Raw genomic sequence first — 17750 nt, 5'->3', positions numbered from 1 at the left:
TCGCATCGCCCTGATCCTCAGAAGCGCCAGATGAAATCGACGAAGGCGTGGTGCATCGTCGAGTCGACGTGGCTGCCGTAGGCGTCGCCGGGCTTGAAGACGCCGCCGCGGAAGCGCACCAGGGCCGAGGGCTCGTCGATGTACTGGCTCATCGAGGCGGGCAGCAGGCCCTGCTTGAAGTACTTGGTGACCACCAGGTCGACTTCCTGGCCGATGTCCTTGGAGTTGTTCTCCAGGGGCGCGGTGATGCCGCTGTTGCCGATGTCCGAGTCGCCGTCCACGCGCCAGAACTTGTGGTACACGAGGCTCGCGTCGTAGTCGTCGCGCAGTTGCCAGGCGCCGAACACGGTGGCGTCCTGCAGGTTGGAGAGTTCGCCGCGGAAGGCCTCGCCGAAGCGGTGCACGCGGGCGCGGGTGCCGGTGAAGTTGGAGCGGTTGCTCTGCAGGCCGGTCTGTTCGTACTGGTCCTCGCCGTCGTGGCCGCCGCCGCTGCCGCGGGCGTAGCCGACGCCGGCGCGCCACTGCTCGTCGATGTTCCAGCGCAGGCCCAGGTCGATGCCATAGGCGTTGACGTCGCCGCTCTGCTTGCCGGTGGCCACGCGCTCGCCGTCCACCGCGGCGCTGGTCAGGCGGTCGCGGTTGCCGCTCAGCCAGGTGGCGCTGGCCCAGTAGTTCAGCGGCATCTGCGAGCGGTAGTTGTAGCCGTCGCCGTTGGCCTCGATGCCGACCCAGGTGAGGTCGCCGGTGGAGCGCTTGTCCAGCGAGTCGATGGTCTCGCCCGCATCCGGCAGGTTGCCGCTGTCATCGCTGTGGTGCAGGCGCAGGCCCACCCAGTGGTGTGGCGCCCATTGCGTGGAGATGTCGCCGAAGACGTGGGTGCGGTCCTCGTCTTCCGGCGCCAGGTCGGTGATGTCGGTGCGGTACTCGGAGAAGCGCTGGGCGGCGCCCAGGTGGGCGCGCAGCAGGGTGGTGTCGAAGGTCCAGTTCAGCGCCTCGATATTGGTGTCCTGCCACATGCCGCTGTCGTCGCGCAGGCGCTGGCGGCCGAAGCGCAGGTGCTCGCCGGGGTACTGGGTGAGGCCGGCGTAGTCCACCCAGAACTCGCGCAGGGCGAGGTAGGCGTCGTCGGGCTCGCGCTTGTGGTCGCTGCTGTCGCGGCCGCTGGCGTCGACTTCGTCGGACTGCAGGGTGTCGGTCTGGATGGTGTCGGTGGCGGCCACCGCCTGGCCCATCACGTAGGCGCTCCACTGGCCCCACTGGCCGAAGGCCCAGGGCCGCAGGTCGATGCCGATGCCGTTGAGGTCGCCGCCGTGGGCGGTGCCCAGGTCGCGATCGTCCTCGGACTCGGCGGTGATCTTGATGTCGATGCCGTAGTTCTTGGGCGGCGTGTCGTCGGCCCAGGCGCCGGCGGCGAACAGGGTGCCGGCCAGGCTCATGCCGGCGCCGAGCATCGCCGGGAACAGCCGGGCGCGGCGGATGGCGCGGGCCAGGCGGATCGGTTGGAACAGCGGGGCGGAGGTCGGGTCGGGGCGCTTCATAGGCTTTCTTGTTCCTGTTCGTTCTGCATGAGGCTGACGGTGGCCTGCCAGTTGGCGCCGCGGGCCTGTTCCTCGCGCTTGAGCAGCTGCTGCGCCTGGCTCAGTTCGGCCGGCTGCAGCTGCGGTTGCAGTTCGCTCATCAGGTCGCCGGCCTGGGGTATCTGCTGGCGCTGCGCCAGGGTGCCGAAGACGTAGGCGTTGACGCGGTTGGGCTGTACGCCGCGGCCTTGCGACCAGAGCTGGGCCAGGGCCATGTCGGCGCTGGCCTGGCCCGCGCGGGCGGCGATCAGCAGGTGGTCGGCGGCCTTCTGCGGGTAGACCTTGCCGAGGAAGCCGCGGCGGTAGATCTGCCCCAGGTAGTAGTGCGCCTGGGGTTCGCTGGCGGCGGCCTTGAGCAGGTGCTGCTCGGCCTTCTGCGGGTCCTGGGGCATCCACTTGCCGTCGTAGTACAGGCGCCCGAGCAGCAGCTCGGCGCGCGGCTGGGCGGCGTCCTGGGCTTTCTTCAGGTAGTCGAGCATCTGCTCGACGTCGCCCAGCTCGGGGTAGTCGTACTGCAGCTTGGCCAGGTCGACCCAGGCCGCGGGGTAGGTCGGCGCCAGTTCGCCGAGCAGGGCCTGGGCGGTCTGCGGGTCGGGCTTGCCGAGGTCGGCGTCGGCCAGCACCTGGGCCACCGATTCCACCCGCTCCGGCGGCACCCGGCCGGCCTTGTACGCGGCGCGCAGGCGGTCGAGGTGGGCCTTCTGCTTGTCCGCGTCGCCCTGCACCTGGTACACGGTGGCCAGCTCCATCCAGCACACGTCCATGCGCGTCAGCCAGCGCTGGCAGACCTGCTCGATCTCGCCCAGGTGCTGGTTGTAGGTGCCCTGGGTGCGGTACAGGATGATCTGCGCCAGGTCCGCCTGGGGCAGGCCCTGGGCGCGCCACTGGTCGATGCGCTGCTGCGGGTTGACCCCCGGCCAGGCCTGCGGGTACTGCAGGTAGAGCACGATCAGCGGCACCAGGGCGCTGTCCTCGCCTTCGTTGAAGGCGCGGTTGAGCAGTTGCTCGGCCTCGCGGTGCTCGGCGTCGGTGGCGCCGGGCTTGGCTGCCAGCCACTTGCCCAGGCGCGCGCGGGCCCGCGGCGAGGTCTCGGCGGCGTCGCGGTAGAGCTTCTCTGCCTTGGCCTGGGCCGCGCTGTCGCCGCTGGCGGCCTGCATGTCGGCCAGGCCGATCTGCGCGTCGGTGTAGCCGAGGGTGGCCAGGGCCTGGTAGTTGGCCTGGGCGGTGGCGATGTCGCCGCGGGCCATGGCCTCGTCGGCCAGGCGCTGGTCCGGCAGGCCGGCGCAGCCGGCGGCCAGGCCGATGGCCAGGGCCAGGGCGGCGCCGCGCAGCGGATGGTGGGCGATGGCGTTCATGCTTGGGTCCTCAGCGCGCGGTGGCCATGGCCATGGCCTTGTTCAGCAGGGTGCGGCCGGGCAGGCCGCCGATGCTGACTTCCGCCGGGCGCCCGGCGAGCTGGCTGTCCAGCGGCTGCTCGGGCTGGATCTGCGCGCGGATCTCCGACGACAGGTCGCCGTCCACCGGCGCGGTGCGCAGGATGCGGCCGCTGCGCACTTCGCTGTCGCCGGCGACCTGGAAGTGCACCAGGGTGCCCGGCGAGAGTTCGGTGGCGTTGCGGTAGGCGAAGCGCGCCTCGACGGTGGCGCTGGCCTCGCGCGGGGCCAGGGTGAAGATCACGTCGCCCTTGTTGGCGTACTGGCCGTTGGCGACGCGCTGCTCGATCACCCGGCAGTCGCAGGGGCTGGTGAGGGTGCCCTTGAGCTGGTGGCCGAAGAGCTTCTCGATGTTGCCGGGGTTGAGCTGCTCGTCGGACAGGTTGCCCTTGAGCAGGTCCAGCAGGCTGGTGGAGAAGGTGGCGATGGGCGCGCCCTTGGCCACTTCGGCGTCCATCTGCACCAGGCTGTCGACGGTGCCCTCGCGGGGCATGGTGATCTGCTGGGCGGGGATGTTGACCACGCCGGAGTCGGCATGGGTGACGAAGTACAGGTTGTACAGCTGGTTGAGGATGAAGGCGAAGGCGCCGACGCCGACCACGAAGATGGCGGTGCTCAGGGTCACCGCGCGGATGCGCCCGAAGAAGCCCATGCCGCCGCCGGCGCCGCCGTGCTTGCGGGCCTTGGTGAAGTTCTCGCGCTGTAGGGTGTTGAGCATGTCGCCGACGCTGACCACCTCGCCGGCCAGGTACGCGGTGATCAGGTAGCGCAGGGCGGCGACCTCGCGCGGCTTCAGGTGCTGGAACTCGCAGCCGGTGCGGCGGCTGTCCGGGTCGAAGGAGCGCACCTGGAACTCTACTTCCAGGGCGAAGCTGATGCTGTCGATCTGGAACAGCAGCTTGCCCTTGTGCAGGTCGCCGACCTGGATAGGCGCGCCGCTGGCGGTGAAGGCGAAGCCGCCGGCGGAAAGGTCCAAGAGCCTTGCGTCGACGCCCTCGCGGTGGGCGCCGATGTAGCGGATGCGCGCGGGCAGCTTGACCCGCGCGTGCTGGCGCTGGGCTTCGGATTCGTGCACGACGTTGACGTTGACGGCGGTATTCATGAAGTCGGTCCTATGTTCGAAACGGATCGGATTGGCCGCGGGCCGGTTGCTCAAGGGGTCATACGATCGTCAGGAGTACGGCGACGAACACACTGGCGGCAGAGAAGGTCATGGCGCGCGAGGACCAGGTGTTGAACCAGCGCTGGTAGCTGTTCAGGCCCCGGTCGAGCTTGGTGCTCTGGCGCGTCCAGGACTGCTGGTCGAGGCGGAAGAACACGTAGATCTTCACCAGGGCGCCGACGATCTGGTTGTAATAGAGGATCAGCGGGTAGGCCGGGCCGATCGGGTGGCCGGACAGCGACAGCAGCAGGGTGAGGATCAGGCGGGTGATGCCGATCCACAGCAGGTACACCAGCAGGAAGGTGATGCTGTACTTGATGCTGGCGATGATCGCCGCCACCAGGCCCAGCAGGCAGGTCCACATGGACAGGCGCTGGTCGAACAGCACCACCGTGGTGAACCAGCCCAGGCGCCGCGGGCCCAGGCCCAGGGCGCGGGAGTTCTGCCGCAGGTTGTTGCCGTACCAGCGGAACATCAGCTTGCGGCTGGCCTTGATGAAGCTCTTCTCCGGCGGGTGCTCGACGGTGTTGATGGCCGCATCCGGCACGTAGAAGGTGTCGTAGCCCAGGCGCATCAGGCTGTACCAGCTGGACTTGTCGTCGCCGGTGAGGAACTGGAAGCGCCCCAGGCGCCAGTGGTCCAGGTGGTCGGCCTCGACGTCGGCGATGAAGTCGGGGTCGGTGACCACGGCGGCGCGGAACACCGACATGCGCCCGGTCATGGTCAGCACGCGCTTGGACAGGGCCATGGAGCACATGTTGATGTGGCGCTGGGCGAAGCGCAGCTTGTGCCACTGGCTCATCACGTAGCCGCCCTGCACCTCGCAGAATTCGTTGGTGGTCAGGCCGCCGACCTGGGGGAACAGCTTGAACCAGCGCACCGTGGCCTGGACCACGCCGGGTTCGAGCACGGTGTCGCCGTCGATCACCGCCACCACCGAGCCTTCGTCGGGCATGTGCCGGGAGATGGCGCGGAAGCCGTGGGCCAGGCCGTCGCGCTTGCCGGTGCCGGGGATGCGCACGAAGTCCAGCTTCACGTGGGTGGGCGGGTTGAGCTTCTGCCACTGCTGCTTGATCAGCACCTGGTCGGACATCTCGACGATGGAGCAGACCACGGTGGTCGGGTAGCCGCAGGCGATGGCCTCCTGGATCACCGAGCGGTAGACCATGGAGGTGGTCATGGCGTCGATGCGGAAGCTGGTGACCATCAGGTAGACGTGGGACGGGTCCGCCGCCTTGCCGAGCTTGCGCAGGCGCCGCTTGTAGTGCGGGTAGACGACGTGCAGGAAGAGCATGCCGCGCAGGAAGTGCAGACCGCCCATGGAATAGCGCCAGATGCCCACCGCGCCGATGATCAGCAGGAAGTCGCGGGCATTGGGGTCGAACACCGTGGGAGGCACGATCAGCGCCAGGCCCATCAGCAGGCAGAGGAAGGCCAGCCAGCCGGTGGCTTCGCCGAGGGCTCGTTTGTATGCGTCCATGGTCAGGTCCGTCAGTCGCGTCTTGGCTTCGTGGGAACAGGTGGGCTCCCGTAGGAGCGAGCTTGCTCGCGAACCGCCCCGGCACCGGTACCGCCGGGAAGAGCGTTCGCGAGCAAGCTCGCTCCTACGAAGAGCCGGCGGCGCTTACCAGCAGATGCCTTCGGCGCGCTCGTCGGAGCCGTGGGACATGAAGCCGATCAGGTCGACCACCTTCTTGCCCTGCGGCGCCTGGTTCACCACGTCGACGAACAGCTCGTCGCCGTTGCCCAGCACCAGCACGTCGGAGGTCTTCACCACCTGGTCGAGGTCGGAGACCAGCAGCGAGGAGACGTGGGGGATCTTCGACTCGATGTACTCCTTGTTCGCGCCGTGGACGCGGGCGTACTCGACGTTGCGGTCGAAGATCTGCAGCTCGTAGCCCTTGCCGATGAGCATCTCGGCCAGCTCCACCAGCGGGCTCTCGCGCAGGTCGTCGGTGCCGGACTTGAACGACAGGCCGAGCAGGCCGACCTTGCGGCTGCCGTGGGCGGTGATGATCTCGAAGGCCTTCTGCACCTGGTAGGCGTTGCTGCGCATGATCGAGCCGATCATCGGGTGCTCGACGTCCAGCTGGCCGGCGCGGTAGGTGAGGGCGCGCACGTCCTTGGGCAGGCAGGAGCCGCCGAAGGCGAAGCCGGGCTTCATGTAGTAGCGCGACAGGTTCAGCTTGCGGTCCTGGCAGACCACGTCCATCACCTCGCGGCCATCGACGCCGACAGCCTTGGCGATGTTGCCGATCTCGTTGGCGAAGGTGACCTTGGCGGCGTGCCAGACGTTGCAGGTGTACTTGATCATCTCCGCGACTTCGATGGACTTGCGGATGATCGGCGCGTCCAGCTCGCGGTAGATTTCCTCCAGCAGGTCGCCGGTCTGCGCGTCCAGCTCGCCGATGACGGTCATCGGCGGGAAGTCGTAGTCCTTGATCGCGGTGCTCTCGCGCAGGAACTCGGGGTTGGTGCCCACGCCGAAGTCGGCCCCGGCCTTCTTGCCCGAGCAGTCCTCGATGATCGGGATCACCACGTTCTTCACGGTGCCCGGCAGCACGGTGCTGCGCACCACCACGGTGTGGCGGCCGGCCTTCTCGCGGATGGCGTAGCCGATCTCGCGGCAGACGCTCTCGATGTAGCCCAGGTCCAGGTCGCCGTTCTTCTTGCTCGGGGTGCCGACGCAGATGAAGGAGACGTCGCTGTCCAGCACCGCCTGCTTGAAGTCGGTGGTGCCCGACAGCCGCGAGGTGCGGATGCCCTGTTCCAGCAGGGGCTCCAGCCCCGGTTCGACGATGGGCGACTTGCCGCGGTTGATCAGGTCGATCTTGGTGGTGGAAACGTCCACGCCGATCACTTCGTGACCACGGGCGGACAGGCAACCGGCGCATACTGCGCCGACGTAGCCAAGACCAAAGATGCTGATACGCATCGTATTCACCTCTGCTTTGTCGAGCTGTTAAAAGTTGGCCTTCTGGCCAATTCCCTTTTGCTGCGGCGCCCCTGTCAGGCGCGCCGCTTCAGGCAGTCCGTGAGTGACTCGAATTTTCTGCACTCAATTCGGGCAGAATTCCGCGGCATGCACTTTAATGTTTCAGGGTGATTGCAAAGTTAGAACTAATTGCACTCTTCTGATGCGCTAAAGTTTGCTTTGGAGTTCTGCATTAATTTCATAACTCATTGAAATTATTCAGGTTGAACGAGTCACTCGAGCAGCGCTCGATGCGTTTTCGAAAAACCTGGTTATGGGCAACAAACCCATGATGGGCGTTGCGGAAGTAGGATGTTCGAGGCCGCTCGATAGTTCCTGCCACCCATCCTGAGGGGTAATCGGAATTAAATATCCAATCGCCATCAAATAAGGCGCTTTTGATATCAAGCTGAAACACGATTGTCGTTTTTGGCGGACTTGCAAAATGCAAGGATTGGAAAAAGTTCCGCGCTGATTCAGCTGTTTTACACTTCGTTCAGCTGCCGTTCAGGATGTCGGAAAGGGTGTTTCAAGGTATTTCGTGCAACTTGCAATCGTGAATTGCATGTAATGGCGGGATGCTTTTAATGGCCAATGGATTACATGCGCGATGGCAAAAAAGGCGCTTTTCTGCCGTGGTGATGGCGCGCGGGGGCGAGAAAAATTTTTGCAAAGCCAGCGCGGTTGCCGACGAACGGTAGCAGTACCCGTTTTCGGCGTGTGGGTAAGAAGGCGGGAAGCGGGGCGGGCGGCGGCCGGGCGGCCGCCGCTTTTCGGGGCAGGTCAGGCGTCGGGGTGGTCGCGCAGGAACACCAGGCGGTCGGCGGAGGACTCTTCGGCGGCGAAGCGGTAGCCGGCGTAGTCGAAGTCCTTCAGGCCCTCGGGGTCGGTCAGGCGCTCCTTGATCACGTAGCGCGCCATCAGGCCGCGGGCCTTCTTGGCGTAGAAGCTGATGATCTTGTACTGGCCGTTCTTCAGGTCCTTGAACTCGGTGTCGATGATGCGGGCGTCCAGCGCCTTGCGCTTCACCGCGCCGAAGTATTCGTTGGAGGCCAGGTTGAGCAGCACGGCGTCGCCCTGCTCGGCGAGGTCTTGATTCAGCCAGGCGCTGATGCGCTCGCCCCAGAACTCATAGAGGTTGGCGCCGCGGGCGTTGGCCAGCCTGGTGCCCATCTCCAGGCGGTAGGGCTGCATCAGGTCCAGCGGCCGCAGCACGCCATAAAGGCCGGAGAGCATGCGCAGGTGGCGCTGGGCGAAGTCGAAGTCGGCGGCGTCGAAGTCCTCGGCGGCCAGGCCGGTGTAGACGTCGCCCTTGAAGGCCAGTAGCGCCTGCTTGGCGTTGGCCGGGCTGAAGTCGGGGTGCCAGCTGGCGTAGCGCGCGGCGTTCAGGCCGGCGAGCTTGTCCGACAGGCTCATCAGGCTGCCGATCTGCGCCGGGGTCATCTCGCGCAGCACGCCGATCAGCTCCTGGGCATCGTCCAGGTGCAGCGGCAGGGTGTGGCGGTCGGTGACCGGCGGGGTTTCGTAGTCCAGGGTCTTGGCGGGGGAAATCACCATCAGCATCGTGCGGTCTCCTCGAAGCGTCGGGCGATTGTAGGGAGTTGCCGAGGCCGGCTCCACCCATGGGGACGATAGGCGGGGCCAATGAGGCGAGACGTGGGGAGACCGTCGGGCGCGGATAAGCCGATGATCGGATTAATAAAATTAGCGCCGTAACGCAGCCGCGCCAAGGTATTTCGTCAGCCGGCGAAAAAAATTCGCCTGATAAGGAAAAAGACTTTCTACCGTCACAATTTTTCCTGTATTTCTGGAGCCGTAGACCGCCGAACCCTGCAGACAGGTGGCGGCCCCGGCCCGTCCCTTGCTTGCACCCCTCTCGAGCCCCGGCATCGAGAGCCGGCGTCTCACCGCACGGCGGAGCGCTGTCACGGCATTCCGTCGTAACGCCCCCAGAATGAGGTGACACGCGTATGGATGACCACGGACGTTCCAGCACCACCCAGCCGATCTTCTACGTCCTCGACACCAACGTTCTGATCCACGATCCCAACGCCCTGCTCAACTTCCAGGAACACCACGTCGCCATCCCGATGACGGTGCTGGAGGAACTCGACAAGCTCAAGACCGGTAAACACTCCGTCGCCGCCGAATGCCGCCAGGCCATCCGCCTGATCGACCAGGTGCTGGGTGAGGCGAGCCCGGAGCAGGTGGAGGACGGCGTTCCCATCCAGCGTGGCAAGAGCGGCCCCTGCGGCAGCCTGTCGATCCTCATGAGCAAGCGCGCCGAGCCGATCACCTGGCTGCCGGAGCACCTCAACGACAACAAGATCATCAACCAGTTGGTCGAGCTGCAGAGCCGCAACAGCAGCCGCCGGGTGGTGCTGGTCACCAAGGACATCAACATGCGCCTGAAGGCGCGCGCCTGCGGGGTGGCGGCGGAGGACTACCACACCGACCAGCTGATCGACGACGTGGCCCTGCTGCCGCGCGGCTACCACTCGCTGAACGGCTCGTTCTGGGACCGCGTCAGCAAGGTGGAGACGCGCCAGGACCACGGCCGCACCTGGCACCGCGTGCAGCTCACCGACAACCTGCCGGCGGTGCACATCAACGAGTTCATCGTCGACGAGCAGGGCTTCGTCGGCTGGATCAAGGGCATCCAGCAGGACGAACTGCTGATCCTCGACCTGCACCAGGAGCCGCTGCTGCACCAGGAAGCCTGGGGCCTGCGCCCGCGCGACCTGTACCAGTCGCTGGCGCTGTACGCGCTGCTCGACCCGGACATCCACTTGGTCAACCTGTCCGGCGCCGCCGGCTCGGGCAAGACCATCCTGGCCCTGGCGGCGGCCATCGAGCAGACCATGGTCACCAAGCGCTACCGGCGCATCATCGCCACCCGCAGCGTGCAGGGCCTGGACGAGGACATCGGCTTCCTGCCCGGCACCGAGGCCGAGAAGATGGAGCCCTGGCTGGGGGCCATCACCGACAACCTGGAAGCCCTGCATTCGGACGACGAATGCACCCACGGCAGCGTCGACTACATCCTCAGCAAGGTGCCGCTGCAGTTCAAATCGCTGAACTACATCCGCGGCCGCAGCTTCCAGCAGAGCCTGATCCTCATCGACGAGTGCCAGAACCTCACCCCGCACCAGATGAAGACCATCATCACCCGCGCGGGCAATGGCTCGAAGGTGATCTGCCTGGGCAACCTGGCGCAGATCGACACCCCCTACCTGTCGGCCACCAGCTCCGGCCTGACCTACCTGACCGAACGCTTCAAGGACTTCCCCCACGGCGTGCACGTGACCCTGCAAGGGGTACCGCGCTCGGTGCTGGCGGAGTTCGCCGAGGCGCATCTGTAAACGCGGAACCGGCCGGGCTCCTGCTGGGCTGGCCGGTGTACTCGATGCCTTCCCCCTTGCACGGAAAGCCCCCTCTCCCTTCAGGGAGAGGGTTGGGGAGAGGGTTACGGACCTCGCCGATACTCCAGCGTTTGGCCTGGACTCCGCACCCCCACCCTAACCCTCCCCCGCAAGCGGGAGAGGGGACCGTTGGGCAGAACGAGGAGCCATGCGGTCAGCCGGCGGGTCCTGTTCGCGAGCAAGCTCGCTCCTACAGGTCGAGGCCGAACTTTCCGTCCACGCCGAACGGCCCCCTCTCCCTCTGGGAGAGGGCTGGGGTGAGGGTTACGGACTCCGCTGCCACTCCAGCGCCCAGCCTGAACTCCGCACCCCCACCCTAACCCTCCCCCGCAAGCGGGAGAGGGGACCGTTGGGCAGAACGGGGGGCCATGCGGTCAGCCGGCGGGTCCTGTTCGCGAGCAAGCTCGCTCCTACAGGTTGAGGCCGAACTTTCCGTCCACGCCGAACGGCCCCCTCTCCCTCTGGGAGAGGGCTGGGGTGAGGGTAACGGACAGCTGGCAACTCCCATTCGCAAGCAAAAAAGCACCATCCCCCCGCTCTTCGTAGGAGCGAGCTTGCTCGCGAACCCACCCTACCTCTTCTTGTATACAATCCTCCCTCCTTTTTCACCGCCCGCCAGGCCCCCCACGGCCCGTCCAGGGCGTACACTGGTTGCCATCGCTCGTTCTACCCGGAGACCTTCCTTGCTCACCCATCTCGATTCCCAGGGCCGCGCCAACATGGTCGACGTCACCGACAAGGCGGTGACTTCCCGTGAAGCCGTGGCCGAAGCGCGGGTGCGCATGCGCCCGGAGACCCTGCGCCTGATCCAGGACGGCGGCCACCCCAAGGGCGACGTCTTCGCCGTGGCGCGCATCGCCGGCATCCAGGCGGCCAAGCGCACCCATGAACTCATCCCGCTGTGCCACCCGCTGCTGCTCACCAGCGTCAAGGTCGAGCTGCAGGCCGATGGTGAGGACGCCGTGCGCATCGAGGCGCGCTGCAAGCTGGCCGGGCAGACCGGCGTGGAGATGGAAGCGCTGACCGCCGCCAGCGTCGCCGCGCTGACCATCTATGACATGTGCAAGGCCGTGGACAAGGGCATGACCATCGAGGGCGTGCGCCTGCTGGAGAAGCTCGGCGGCAAGAGCGGCCACTACCGTGCGGAGGAGGGCCGATGATCCGCGTGCAATACTTCGCCCGTTACCGCGAGGCCCTCGGCCTGGACGGCGAGCAGCTGGGCTGGAGCGAGGCCTTCGCCAGCGTCGACGGCCTGCGCGAACACCTGCTGCAACGCGGCGGCGCCTGGCAGGTGCTGGCCGAGCAGAACCTGATGTGCGCGCGCAACCAGGAGTTGTGCGCCCTCGACGAGCCCCTCGCCGATGGCGACGAGGTGGCCTTCTTCCCCACCGTCACCGGAGGCTGAGGCCATGGCCGTGCGCGTCCAGGAAAACCCCTTCGACCCCGGCGCCGAGGTCAACGCGCTGCATGCCGCCAACGTCGGCATCGGCGCGGTGGTCGGCTTCGTCGGCTACGTGCGTGACTTCAACGACGGCCGCGAGGTCGGCGGCATGTTCCTCGAACACTACCCGGGCATGACCGAGAGGGCCCTGGAGAAGATCGCCGACGAAGCCCGGGAGCGCTGGCCGCTGCTGCGCCTGGAGATCCTCCACCGCATCGGCCGCCTGGAGCCGGGCGAGCCCATCGTCTTCGTCGGCACCGCCAGCGCCCACCGCCAGGCGGCGTTCGACGCCTGCAACTTCGTCATGGACTACCTCAAGACCCGCGCGCCCTTCTGGAAGAAGGAAGACACCGCCGAAGGCCCGCGCTGGGTGGAAGGCCGCTGCAGCGACCAGGCCGCGGCGCAACGCTGGGACAAATAGTCGCGCTACCTCTTCCGAGGAATGGGCAGGCCAGCCGCCGAGGCGCAGGCTGGCCGCAGTCTCATCCTTCCCCGGAGGCAGCCATGAGCCACCTGGCCACGCAGGACTTCCAGAGCCTGCAGATCGCCGTGCTGACCGTCAGCGACACCCGCACCCTGCAAACCGACGACTCCGGCCAGAGCCTGGCCGACGCCCTGCACGAGGCCGGCCACGTGCTGGCCGAGCGGCGCCTGGTGGTGGACGACATCCACCAGATCCGCGCGGTGGTCTGCGCCTGGATCGCCGACCCGCGCATCCAGGTCGGGCTGATCACCGGCGGCACCGGCTTCACCGCCCGCGACAACACCCCGCAGGCCGTCGAGCCGCTGCTGGAGCGGCGCGTCGAGGGCTTCGGCGAACTCTTCCGCCAGGTCTCCCTGGCCGAGATCGGCACCTCCAGCATCCAGTCGCGGGCCCTGGCCGGCGTCACCAACGGCACCTTGGTCTGCTGCCTGCCCGGCTCGCCCGGCGCCTGCCGCACCGCCTGGCGGGAAATCCTCGCCGCGCAGCTGGACAGCCGCACCCGGCCATGCAGCTTCGTGCCGCACCTGAAGACCCCGCCCAAGCCCGAGGGTGGCTGCGGTGGCGGCGCCTGTGCCTGCGGCAGCCGGTCATGAGCGGCTGCGGCTGTGACGGCCACGGCCTGAAGCCGGTGGACGAGGCCCTGGCCGAGCTGCTGGCGCGCGCCCCGGCGCCGCCGGCGGTGGAGTCCGTGGCCCTGGCCGATGCCCTCGGCCGGGTGCTGGCCAGCGACCTGGAAGCCCCCTGTGACCTGCCGCACTGGGACAACAGCGCGATGGACGGCTATGCCCTGCGCGCGGCCGACGTGCCGGCGGCCGGCGGCAGCCTGGCGCTGGCCGGCTGCATCGCTGCCGGCGAGGCGGGCGACCAGGCGTTGCCGGCGGGCTGCGCCGTGCGCATTTTCACCGGCGCGCCCTTGCCGCCGGGGGCCGACAGCGTAGTGGCCCAGGAAGATTGCCGGGCCGAGGGCGACCGCGTGTGGCTGCCGCCGGTAACGGCGGGTAGCCATGTGCGCCGCCGCGGCGAGGAATTGCGCCAGGGCGCGCCGCTGTTGCGCGCCGGGTACCGTTTGCGGCCCCAGGAACTGGGCCTGCTGGCCGCTGTGGGCCAGGCCCGGGTGCCGGTGTACCGGCGCCTGCGCGTGTGCCTGCTGAGCAGCGGCGACGAGTTGCGCGAGCCCGGCCAGGCGCTGGCGCCGGGGCAGATCTACAACGCCAACCGCTTCAGCCTCGGCGCCCTGCTGCGCCAATGGGGCCTGGACGTACAGGAATACGAAGTGCTGGTCGACACCCTGGCGGCCAGCCGCGACGCCCTGGAGCTGGCCGCCGCCGAATGCGACCTGCTGATCAGCAGCGGCGGCGTCTCGGTGGGCGAGCGCGACCACCTCAAGCAGGCGGTCGGCGCCCTCGGCGAACTGCACCTGTGGCGCCTGGCGATGCAGCCGGGCAAGCCGCTGGCCTTCGGCAGCGTGGCCGGCAAGCCCTGGCTGGGCCTGCCGGGCAACCCGGCGGCGGCGCTGGTCACCGCCCTGGTGGCGGCGCGGCCCTTCCTGCGCCGCGCCCAGGGGCTGGCGGAGACCGCGGTGGCGCCGCTGAACCTGCCGGCGGCCTTCGCCTGGCCGCAGCCGAACAAGCGCCGCCAGTACCTGCGGGCGCGCCTGGCGACCGACGCCGGCGGCGCCAGCCGGGTGGAAATCCACCCGCAGCAGGGCTCGGCGATGCTGCTGGCCGCCAGCTGGGCCGACGGCCTGGCGGTGGTGGAGGCGGGGCGCACCCTCGTCGCCGGCGAGCCCGTGACCTACCTGCCGTTCAGCGAACTGTACAGCTGACGTCAGCCTGGCCGCCGGCCTCGCCGAGGCGCGGCGGCCGTTTCATGCAAGGGGGAAGCATGCAACTGGTATGTCCGGCGGGTAGCCTGCCCGCCCTCAAGTCGGCGCTGCGCGAAGGCGCCGATGCCATCTACGTGGGATTCCGCGACGACACCAACGCTCGTCACTTCGCCGGGCTGAACCTCGACGACCGCCAGCTACAGGAGGGCCTGGGGCTGATCCGAGCGGCCGGCCGGCAGCTCTACCTGGCGGTCAACACCTACCCCGGCGCCGCCGGCTGGCCGCGTTGGCAACGGGCGGTGGACCACGCCGCCGAACTGGGCGTGGATGCGCTGATCGCCGCCGACTGCGCGGTGCTCGGCTATGCCGCGCGGCGCCATCCGAAGCTGGCGTTGCATCTGTCGGTGCAGGGCTCGGCGACCAACGTCGCGGCGCTGGCCTTCTACCACGAGCGCTACGGCATCCGCCGCGCGGTGCTGCCGCGGGTGCTGTCGCTGGCCCAGGTGCGCCAGGTGGCGGCGAACAGCCCGGTGCCGGTGGAAGTCTTCGCCTTCGGCAGCCTGTGCATCATGGCCGAGGGGCGCTGCCACCTGTCCTCCTACGTCACCGGCGAGTCGCCGAACCTTTGCGGCGTCTGCTCGCCGGCCAAGGCGGTGCGCTGGAGCGAGGAGCCCGAGGGGCTGACCTCGCGCCTGAACGAAGTGCTGATCGACCGCTACGCGCCGGGTGAGCCGGCCGGCTACCCGACCCTCTGCAAGGGCCGCTTCGTGGTCAACGGCCAGCGCTTCCACGCCCTGGAGGAACCCACCAGCCTCAACACCATCGACCTCATCCCGCAGCTGGCGCAGATCGGCGTGGCGGCGGTGAAGATCGAGGGCCGCCAGCGCAGCCCGGCCTACGTCGAGCAGGTCACCCGCGTCTGGCGCCAGGCGCTGGACAGCTGGCGCCGCGCGCCGGAGCGCTACCAGCCGCAGGCGCAGTGGCAGGCCGCGCTGGAGAAACTTTCCGAAGGCCACCAGACCACCCTGGGCGCCTACCATCGTTCCTGGCAGTGAGGTAAAGCCTGATGAAACTCAGCCTGGGGCCGGTGCTGTTCTACTGGGACCGCCGGACACTCCTGGACTTCTACGCGCAGATGGCCGAACAGCCGCTGGACGCCATCTACCTCGGCGAGACCGTGTGCTCCAAGCGCCGCGCCCTGTCGCTGGACGACTGGCTGGGCCTGGGCCGCGAGCTGGCGCAGCAGAGCGGGGCGGAGATCCTCCTCTCGGGGCTGGCGCTGATCGAGGCGGCCTCCGAGCTGTCGGCGCTGCGCCGGCTGTGCGGCAACGGCGAGCTGCGGGTGGAGGCCAACGACATGGGCGCGGTGCAGATACTGCACGGCCTGGGCGTCGAATTCGTCGGCGGCCCGGCGCTGAACCTGTACAACGGCCACGCCCTGGCCGAGCTGCACGGCTGCGGCCTGCGCCGCTGGGTGCCGCCGGTGGAATGTTCCGGCGAGCAGGTGCTGGCGGTGCTGGAGCAGGCCCGGGAGCTGGGCCTGGAAGACCTGGAAACCGAGGTGTTCGCCTACGGCCACCTGCCCCTGGCGTACTCCGCGCGCTGCTTCACCGCCCGCGCGGAGAACCGGCCCAAGGACGACTGCCAGTTCTGCTGCCAGAACTACCCGGAGGGGATGTCGATGCTCAGCCAGGAAGGCGCGCCGCTGTTCACCCTCAACGGCATCCAGACGATGTCCGGCGAGCCGGGCAACCTGCTGGCCGACTACGCCTCGTTGCGCGACTGCGGCGCCGACCTGCTGCGCCTGAGCCCGCGGGCGCAGGGCATGGTGGAGGTGGTCCAGGCCTTCGACCGGGTGCGCCGCGGCGCCGCGCCGCCGCTGGCGGTGGAAGGCTGCAACGGTTACTGGCATGGCCGCCCCGGCATGCTGCGCAGCGATGAGGTGAACCTGTGCTGAATCTCGAAACCGGCGCCCTGCGCGCCGCCGAACGCCTGCTGCCGCTGGCTGCGCGGGTGCCCGCGCCGCTGCAGCGGGCGGTGCTGCAACGCGCCGCCAACCGCCTGTTCGCCGCGCCCCTGGCGGCTGGGGACTTCGACCTGCTGGAGGGCCACTGGCTGCGCCTGGAGGTGAGCGACCTGGGCCTGGGCTGGAACCTCACCCGCGGCCGCAACGGCCTGCAACTGGCCGAGGGCCCGGTGCCCAGCGTGACCATCCGCGGCGGCTGGCGCGACTTCCTGCTGCTGGCCGGGCGCCAGGAGGACCCCGACACCCTGTTCTTCCGCCGCCGCCTGGTGATCGAGGGCGACACCGAACTGGGGCTGGCGCTGAAGAACCTGATCGACAGCCTCGACCCCGACAGCCTGCCGCCGTGGCTGTGGAACGGTTTGCAGCGCGCCGCCCGCGGCGTGCAGGCGCAGCAGGCCTGAGGCGGCGCTCAGGCGCTGCTGAGCAGGAGGAACTGCAGTTCCTCGTAGAGCATCTCGAAATCGTCGAGCGAACTGCTTTCGCCGTAGCGTTTGCGCAGCCCGTACTCGGTGAGGGTGAGCGCGTGCGCCGGGATCACCCCATGGCGCGCCAGGCAGCCGCGCACGCAGTGCAGGTGGCAGCCGTCCAGGGCGAGGATCGGCCGTCCGGAGCAGGCCTTCTTCACCAGCGGCGGCACGTCGCCGCCGACGCCGGCGATGCAGGACATCTCCGCCAGGCCGTCGCGGTCCAGGCGCAGGGCCAGGTCGTTGGCCAACTGGGCCAGGTTGGAACAGCCGGAACAGGAATACACGAGGGGCAACTGGGACTTCGGGTGCATGGCGACCTCCGCGCAGTGAGTGCGCAGTGTCCGGCGGCGGCCAGGCGCGGCGACATGACCTGCGTCAATTCGTGCTGACGGCTACTCCTGTGGAGGTATGAGGGTTTTACATGGGGCCCCGGATCGCGCCGGTATGTCCGGTTACCGGGTGGGCATGGCTTCTCGTAGGAGCGAGCTTGCTCGCGAACAGACTCCGCTGCGGGGCTCATTCGCGAGCAAGCTCGCTCCTACGAAGAGCCTCCCGGGAGCGTAGGGCGAATAACCGCTCGCGGTTATCCGCCAATTGTAGATACCGTGTCACCTAGCCTCGAGCAAGGGCCAGTTCCACGTTGTAGGGCTGGCCCGACTTGAGGACGCCGTAGGCAATCTGCAGCAGTTTGCGCATGGCCGCACAGATGATCTGTTTACCCGCTTTGCCTTTCTCTTCGAGCCGTAAACGCAATGCCCGTACCGCCTGGTTATGGCTCATGGCACAGATGGCTGGCATGAACAGGCCTGCACGTAAGAGGCGTGAGCCGATCTTTGAGATCCTCACCTGGCCCTTGTGTTGGCCGGATTCCCTGAGCCTCGGATTGAGTCCTGCAAAAGCCACGACCGCCCGGGCACTCTCGAAGCGGCTGATTGATCC

Annotated in this window: 17 protein-coding genes; 9 read left to right on the top strand and 8 right to left on the bottom strand. The window is 68.1% G+C overall.

Features of this window, described 5'->3' with window-relative positions:
- Positions 1 to 17: 17 nt before the first annotated feature.
- The 6 genes from BM060_RS26235 to yaaA form a co-directional block, all read right to left on the bottom strand.
- Positions 18 to 1451 carry an alginate export family protein gene (locus BM060_RS26235; RefSeq protein WP_074984677.1) on the bottom strand — a complete coding sequence of 478 codons (1434 nt, stop codon included), beginning with the start codon at positions 1449 to 1451 and terminating at the stop codon, positions 18 to 20.
- A gap of 83 nt (positions 1452 to 1534) precedes the next feature.
- Positions 1535 to 2932, bottom strand: a complete 1398-nt coding sequence (algK, locus tag BM060_RS26230; RefSeq protein WP_074984579.1) for an alginate biosynthesis TPR repeat lipoprotein AlgK — start codon at positions 2930 to 2932, stop codon at positions 1535 to 1537.
- A 10-nt stretch (positions 2933 to 2942) separates the two neighbouring features.
- On the bottom strand, positions 2943 to 4112 hold the full coding sequence (locus BM060_RS26225) for an alginate biosynthesis protein Alg44 (protein ID WP_074984577.1): 1170 nt from the start codon (positions 4110 to 4112) through the stop codon (positions 2943 to 2945).
- Positions 4113 to 4170: 58 nt separating this feature from the next.
- Positions 4171 to 5652: a mannuronan synthase gene (gene alg8 / locus BM060_RS26220; RefSeq protein WP_074984575.1), complete on the bottom strand. Its 1482-nt coding sequence runs from the start codon at positions 5650 to 5652 to the stop codon at positions 4171 to 4173.
- A gap of 144 nt (positions 5653 to 5796) precedes the next feature.
- Entirely contained in the window at positions 5797 to 7107 is a 1311-nt protein-coding gene (gene algD / locus BM060_RS26215) for a GDP-mannose 6-dehydrogenase (protein WP_074984571.1), read from the bottom strand.
- 822 nt (positions 7108 to 7929) lie between these two features.
- Complete coding sequence (yaaA, locus tag BM060_RS26210) at positions 7930 to 8709, bottom strand: peroxide stress protein YaaA (protein ID WP_043312659.1); 780 nt, start codon at positions 8707 to 8709, stop codon at positions 7930 to 7932.
- Between the two features lie 407 nt (positions 8710 to 9116).
- On the opposite strand from yaaA, the gene BM060_RS26205 reads away from it, so the two are divergent.
- The 9 genes from BM060_RS26205 (at position 9117) to ubiT (ending at position 16745) form a co-directional block, all read left to right on the top strand.
- Positions 9117 to 10508: a PhoH family protein gene (locus tag BM060_RS26205; RefSeq protein WP_009616091.1), complete on the top strand. Its 1392-nt coding sequence runs from the start codon at positions 9117 to 9119 to the stop codon at positions 10506 to 10508.
- Between the two features lie 743 nt (positions 10509 to 11251).
- Positions 11252 to 11728, top strand: a complete 477-nt coding sequence (gene moaC, locus BM060_RS26200) for a cyclic pyranopterin monophosphate synthase MoaC (RefSeq protein ID WP_009616092.1) — start codon at positions 11252 to 11254, stop codon at positions 11726 to 11728.
- Positions 11725 to 11973: a MoaD/ThiS family protein gene (locus BM060_RS26195; protein ID WP_009616093.1), complete on the top strand. Its 249-nt coding sequence runs from the start codon at positions 11725 to 11727 to the stop codon at positions 11971 to 11973. The genes moaC and BM060_RS26195 overlap by 4 nt, the downstream gene beginning before the upstream one ends.
- A gap of 4 nt (positions 11974 to 11977) precedes the next feature.
- On the top strand, positions 11978 to 12430 hold the full coding sequence (gene moaE / locus BM060_RS26190; protein WP_074984569.1) for a molybdopterin synthase catalytic subunit MoaE: 453 nt from the start codon (positions 11978 to 11980) through the stop codon (positions 12428 to 12430).
- Positions 12431 to 12513: 83 nt separating this feature from the next.
- A complete protein-coding gene (gene moaB / locus BM060_RS26185; RefSeq protein WP_074984567.1) occupies positions 12514 to 13086 on the top strand; it encodes a molybdenum cofactor biosynthesis protein B in 573 nt (190 codons plus the stop codon).
- Entirely contained in the window at positions 13083 to 14318 is a 1236-nt protein-coding gene (locus tag BM060_RS26180) for a molybdopterin molybdotransferase MoeA (protein WP_074984565.1), read from the top strand. Before moaB ends, BM060_RS26180 begins: the two co-directional genes overlap by 4 nt.
- A 59-nt stretch (positions 14319 to 14377) precedes the next feature.
- On the top strand, positions 14378 to 15373 hold the full coding sequence (gene ubiU / locus BM060_RS26175; protein WP_074984563.1) for a ubiquinone anaerobic biosynthesis protein UbiU: 996 nt from the start codon (positions 14378 to 14380) through the stop codon (positions 15371 to 15373).
- A gap of 11 nt (positions 15374 to 15384) precedes the next feature.
- The gene (locus tag BM060_RS26170) at positions 15385 to 16275 is read left to right on the top strand and encodes a U32 family peptidase (RefSeq protein ID WP_043273099.1); all 891 of its coding nucleotides are present in this window, start codon (positions 15385 to 15387) and stop codon (positions 16273 to 16275) included.
- On the top strand, positions 16269 to 16745 hold the full coding sequence (gene ubiT, locus BM060_RS26165) for a ubiquinone anaerobic biosynthesis accessory factor UbiT (RefSeq protein ID WP_009616099.1): 477 nt from the start codon (positions 16269 to 16271) through the stop codon (positions 16743 to 16745). The genes BM060_RS26170 and ubiT overlap by 7 nt, the downstream gene beginning before the upstream one ends.
- Before the next feature lie 8 nt (positions 16746 to 16753).
- Here the strand turns inward: ubiT and BM060_RS26160 are convergent, their stop codons facing one another.
- Positions 16754 to 17122 (bottom strand): putative zinc-binding protein, encoded by a 369-nt coding sequence (locus BM060_RS26160; RefSeq protein ID WP_074984560.1) that lies wholly within the window; start codon positions 17120 to 17122, stop codon positions 16754 to 16756.
- 301 nt (positions 17123 to 17423) lie between these two features.
- The coding region (locus BM060_RS26155) for a transposase (RefSeq protein ID WP_143096605.1) at positions 17424 to 17750 on the bottom strand (327 nt) is incomplete at its 5' end.

Origin of the sequence: Pseudomonas citronellolis (assembly GCF_900112375.1) — a bacterium.
In the GTDB taxonomy this organism is placed as follows: Bacteria; Pseudomonadota; Gammaproteobacteria; order Pseudomonadales; family Pseudomonadaceae; genus Pseudomonas; species Pseudomonas citronellolis.
This window is presented reverse-complemented; position numbering and strand designations above follow the sequence as displayed.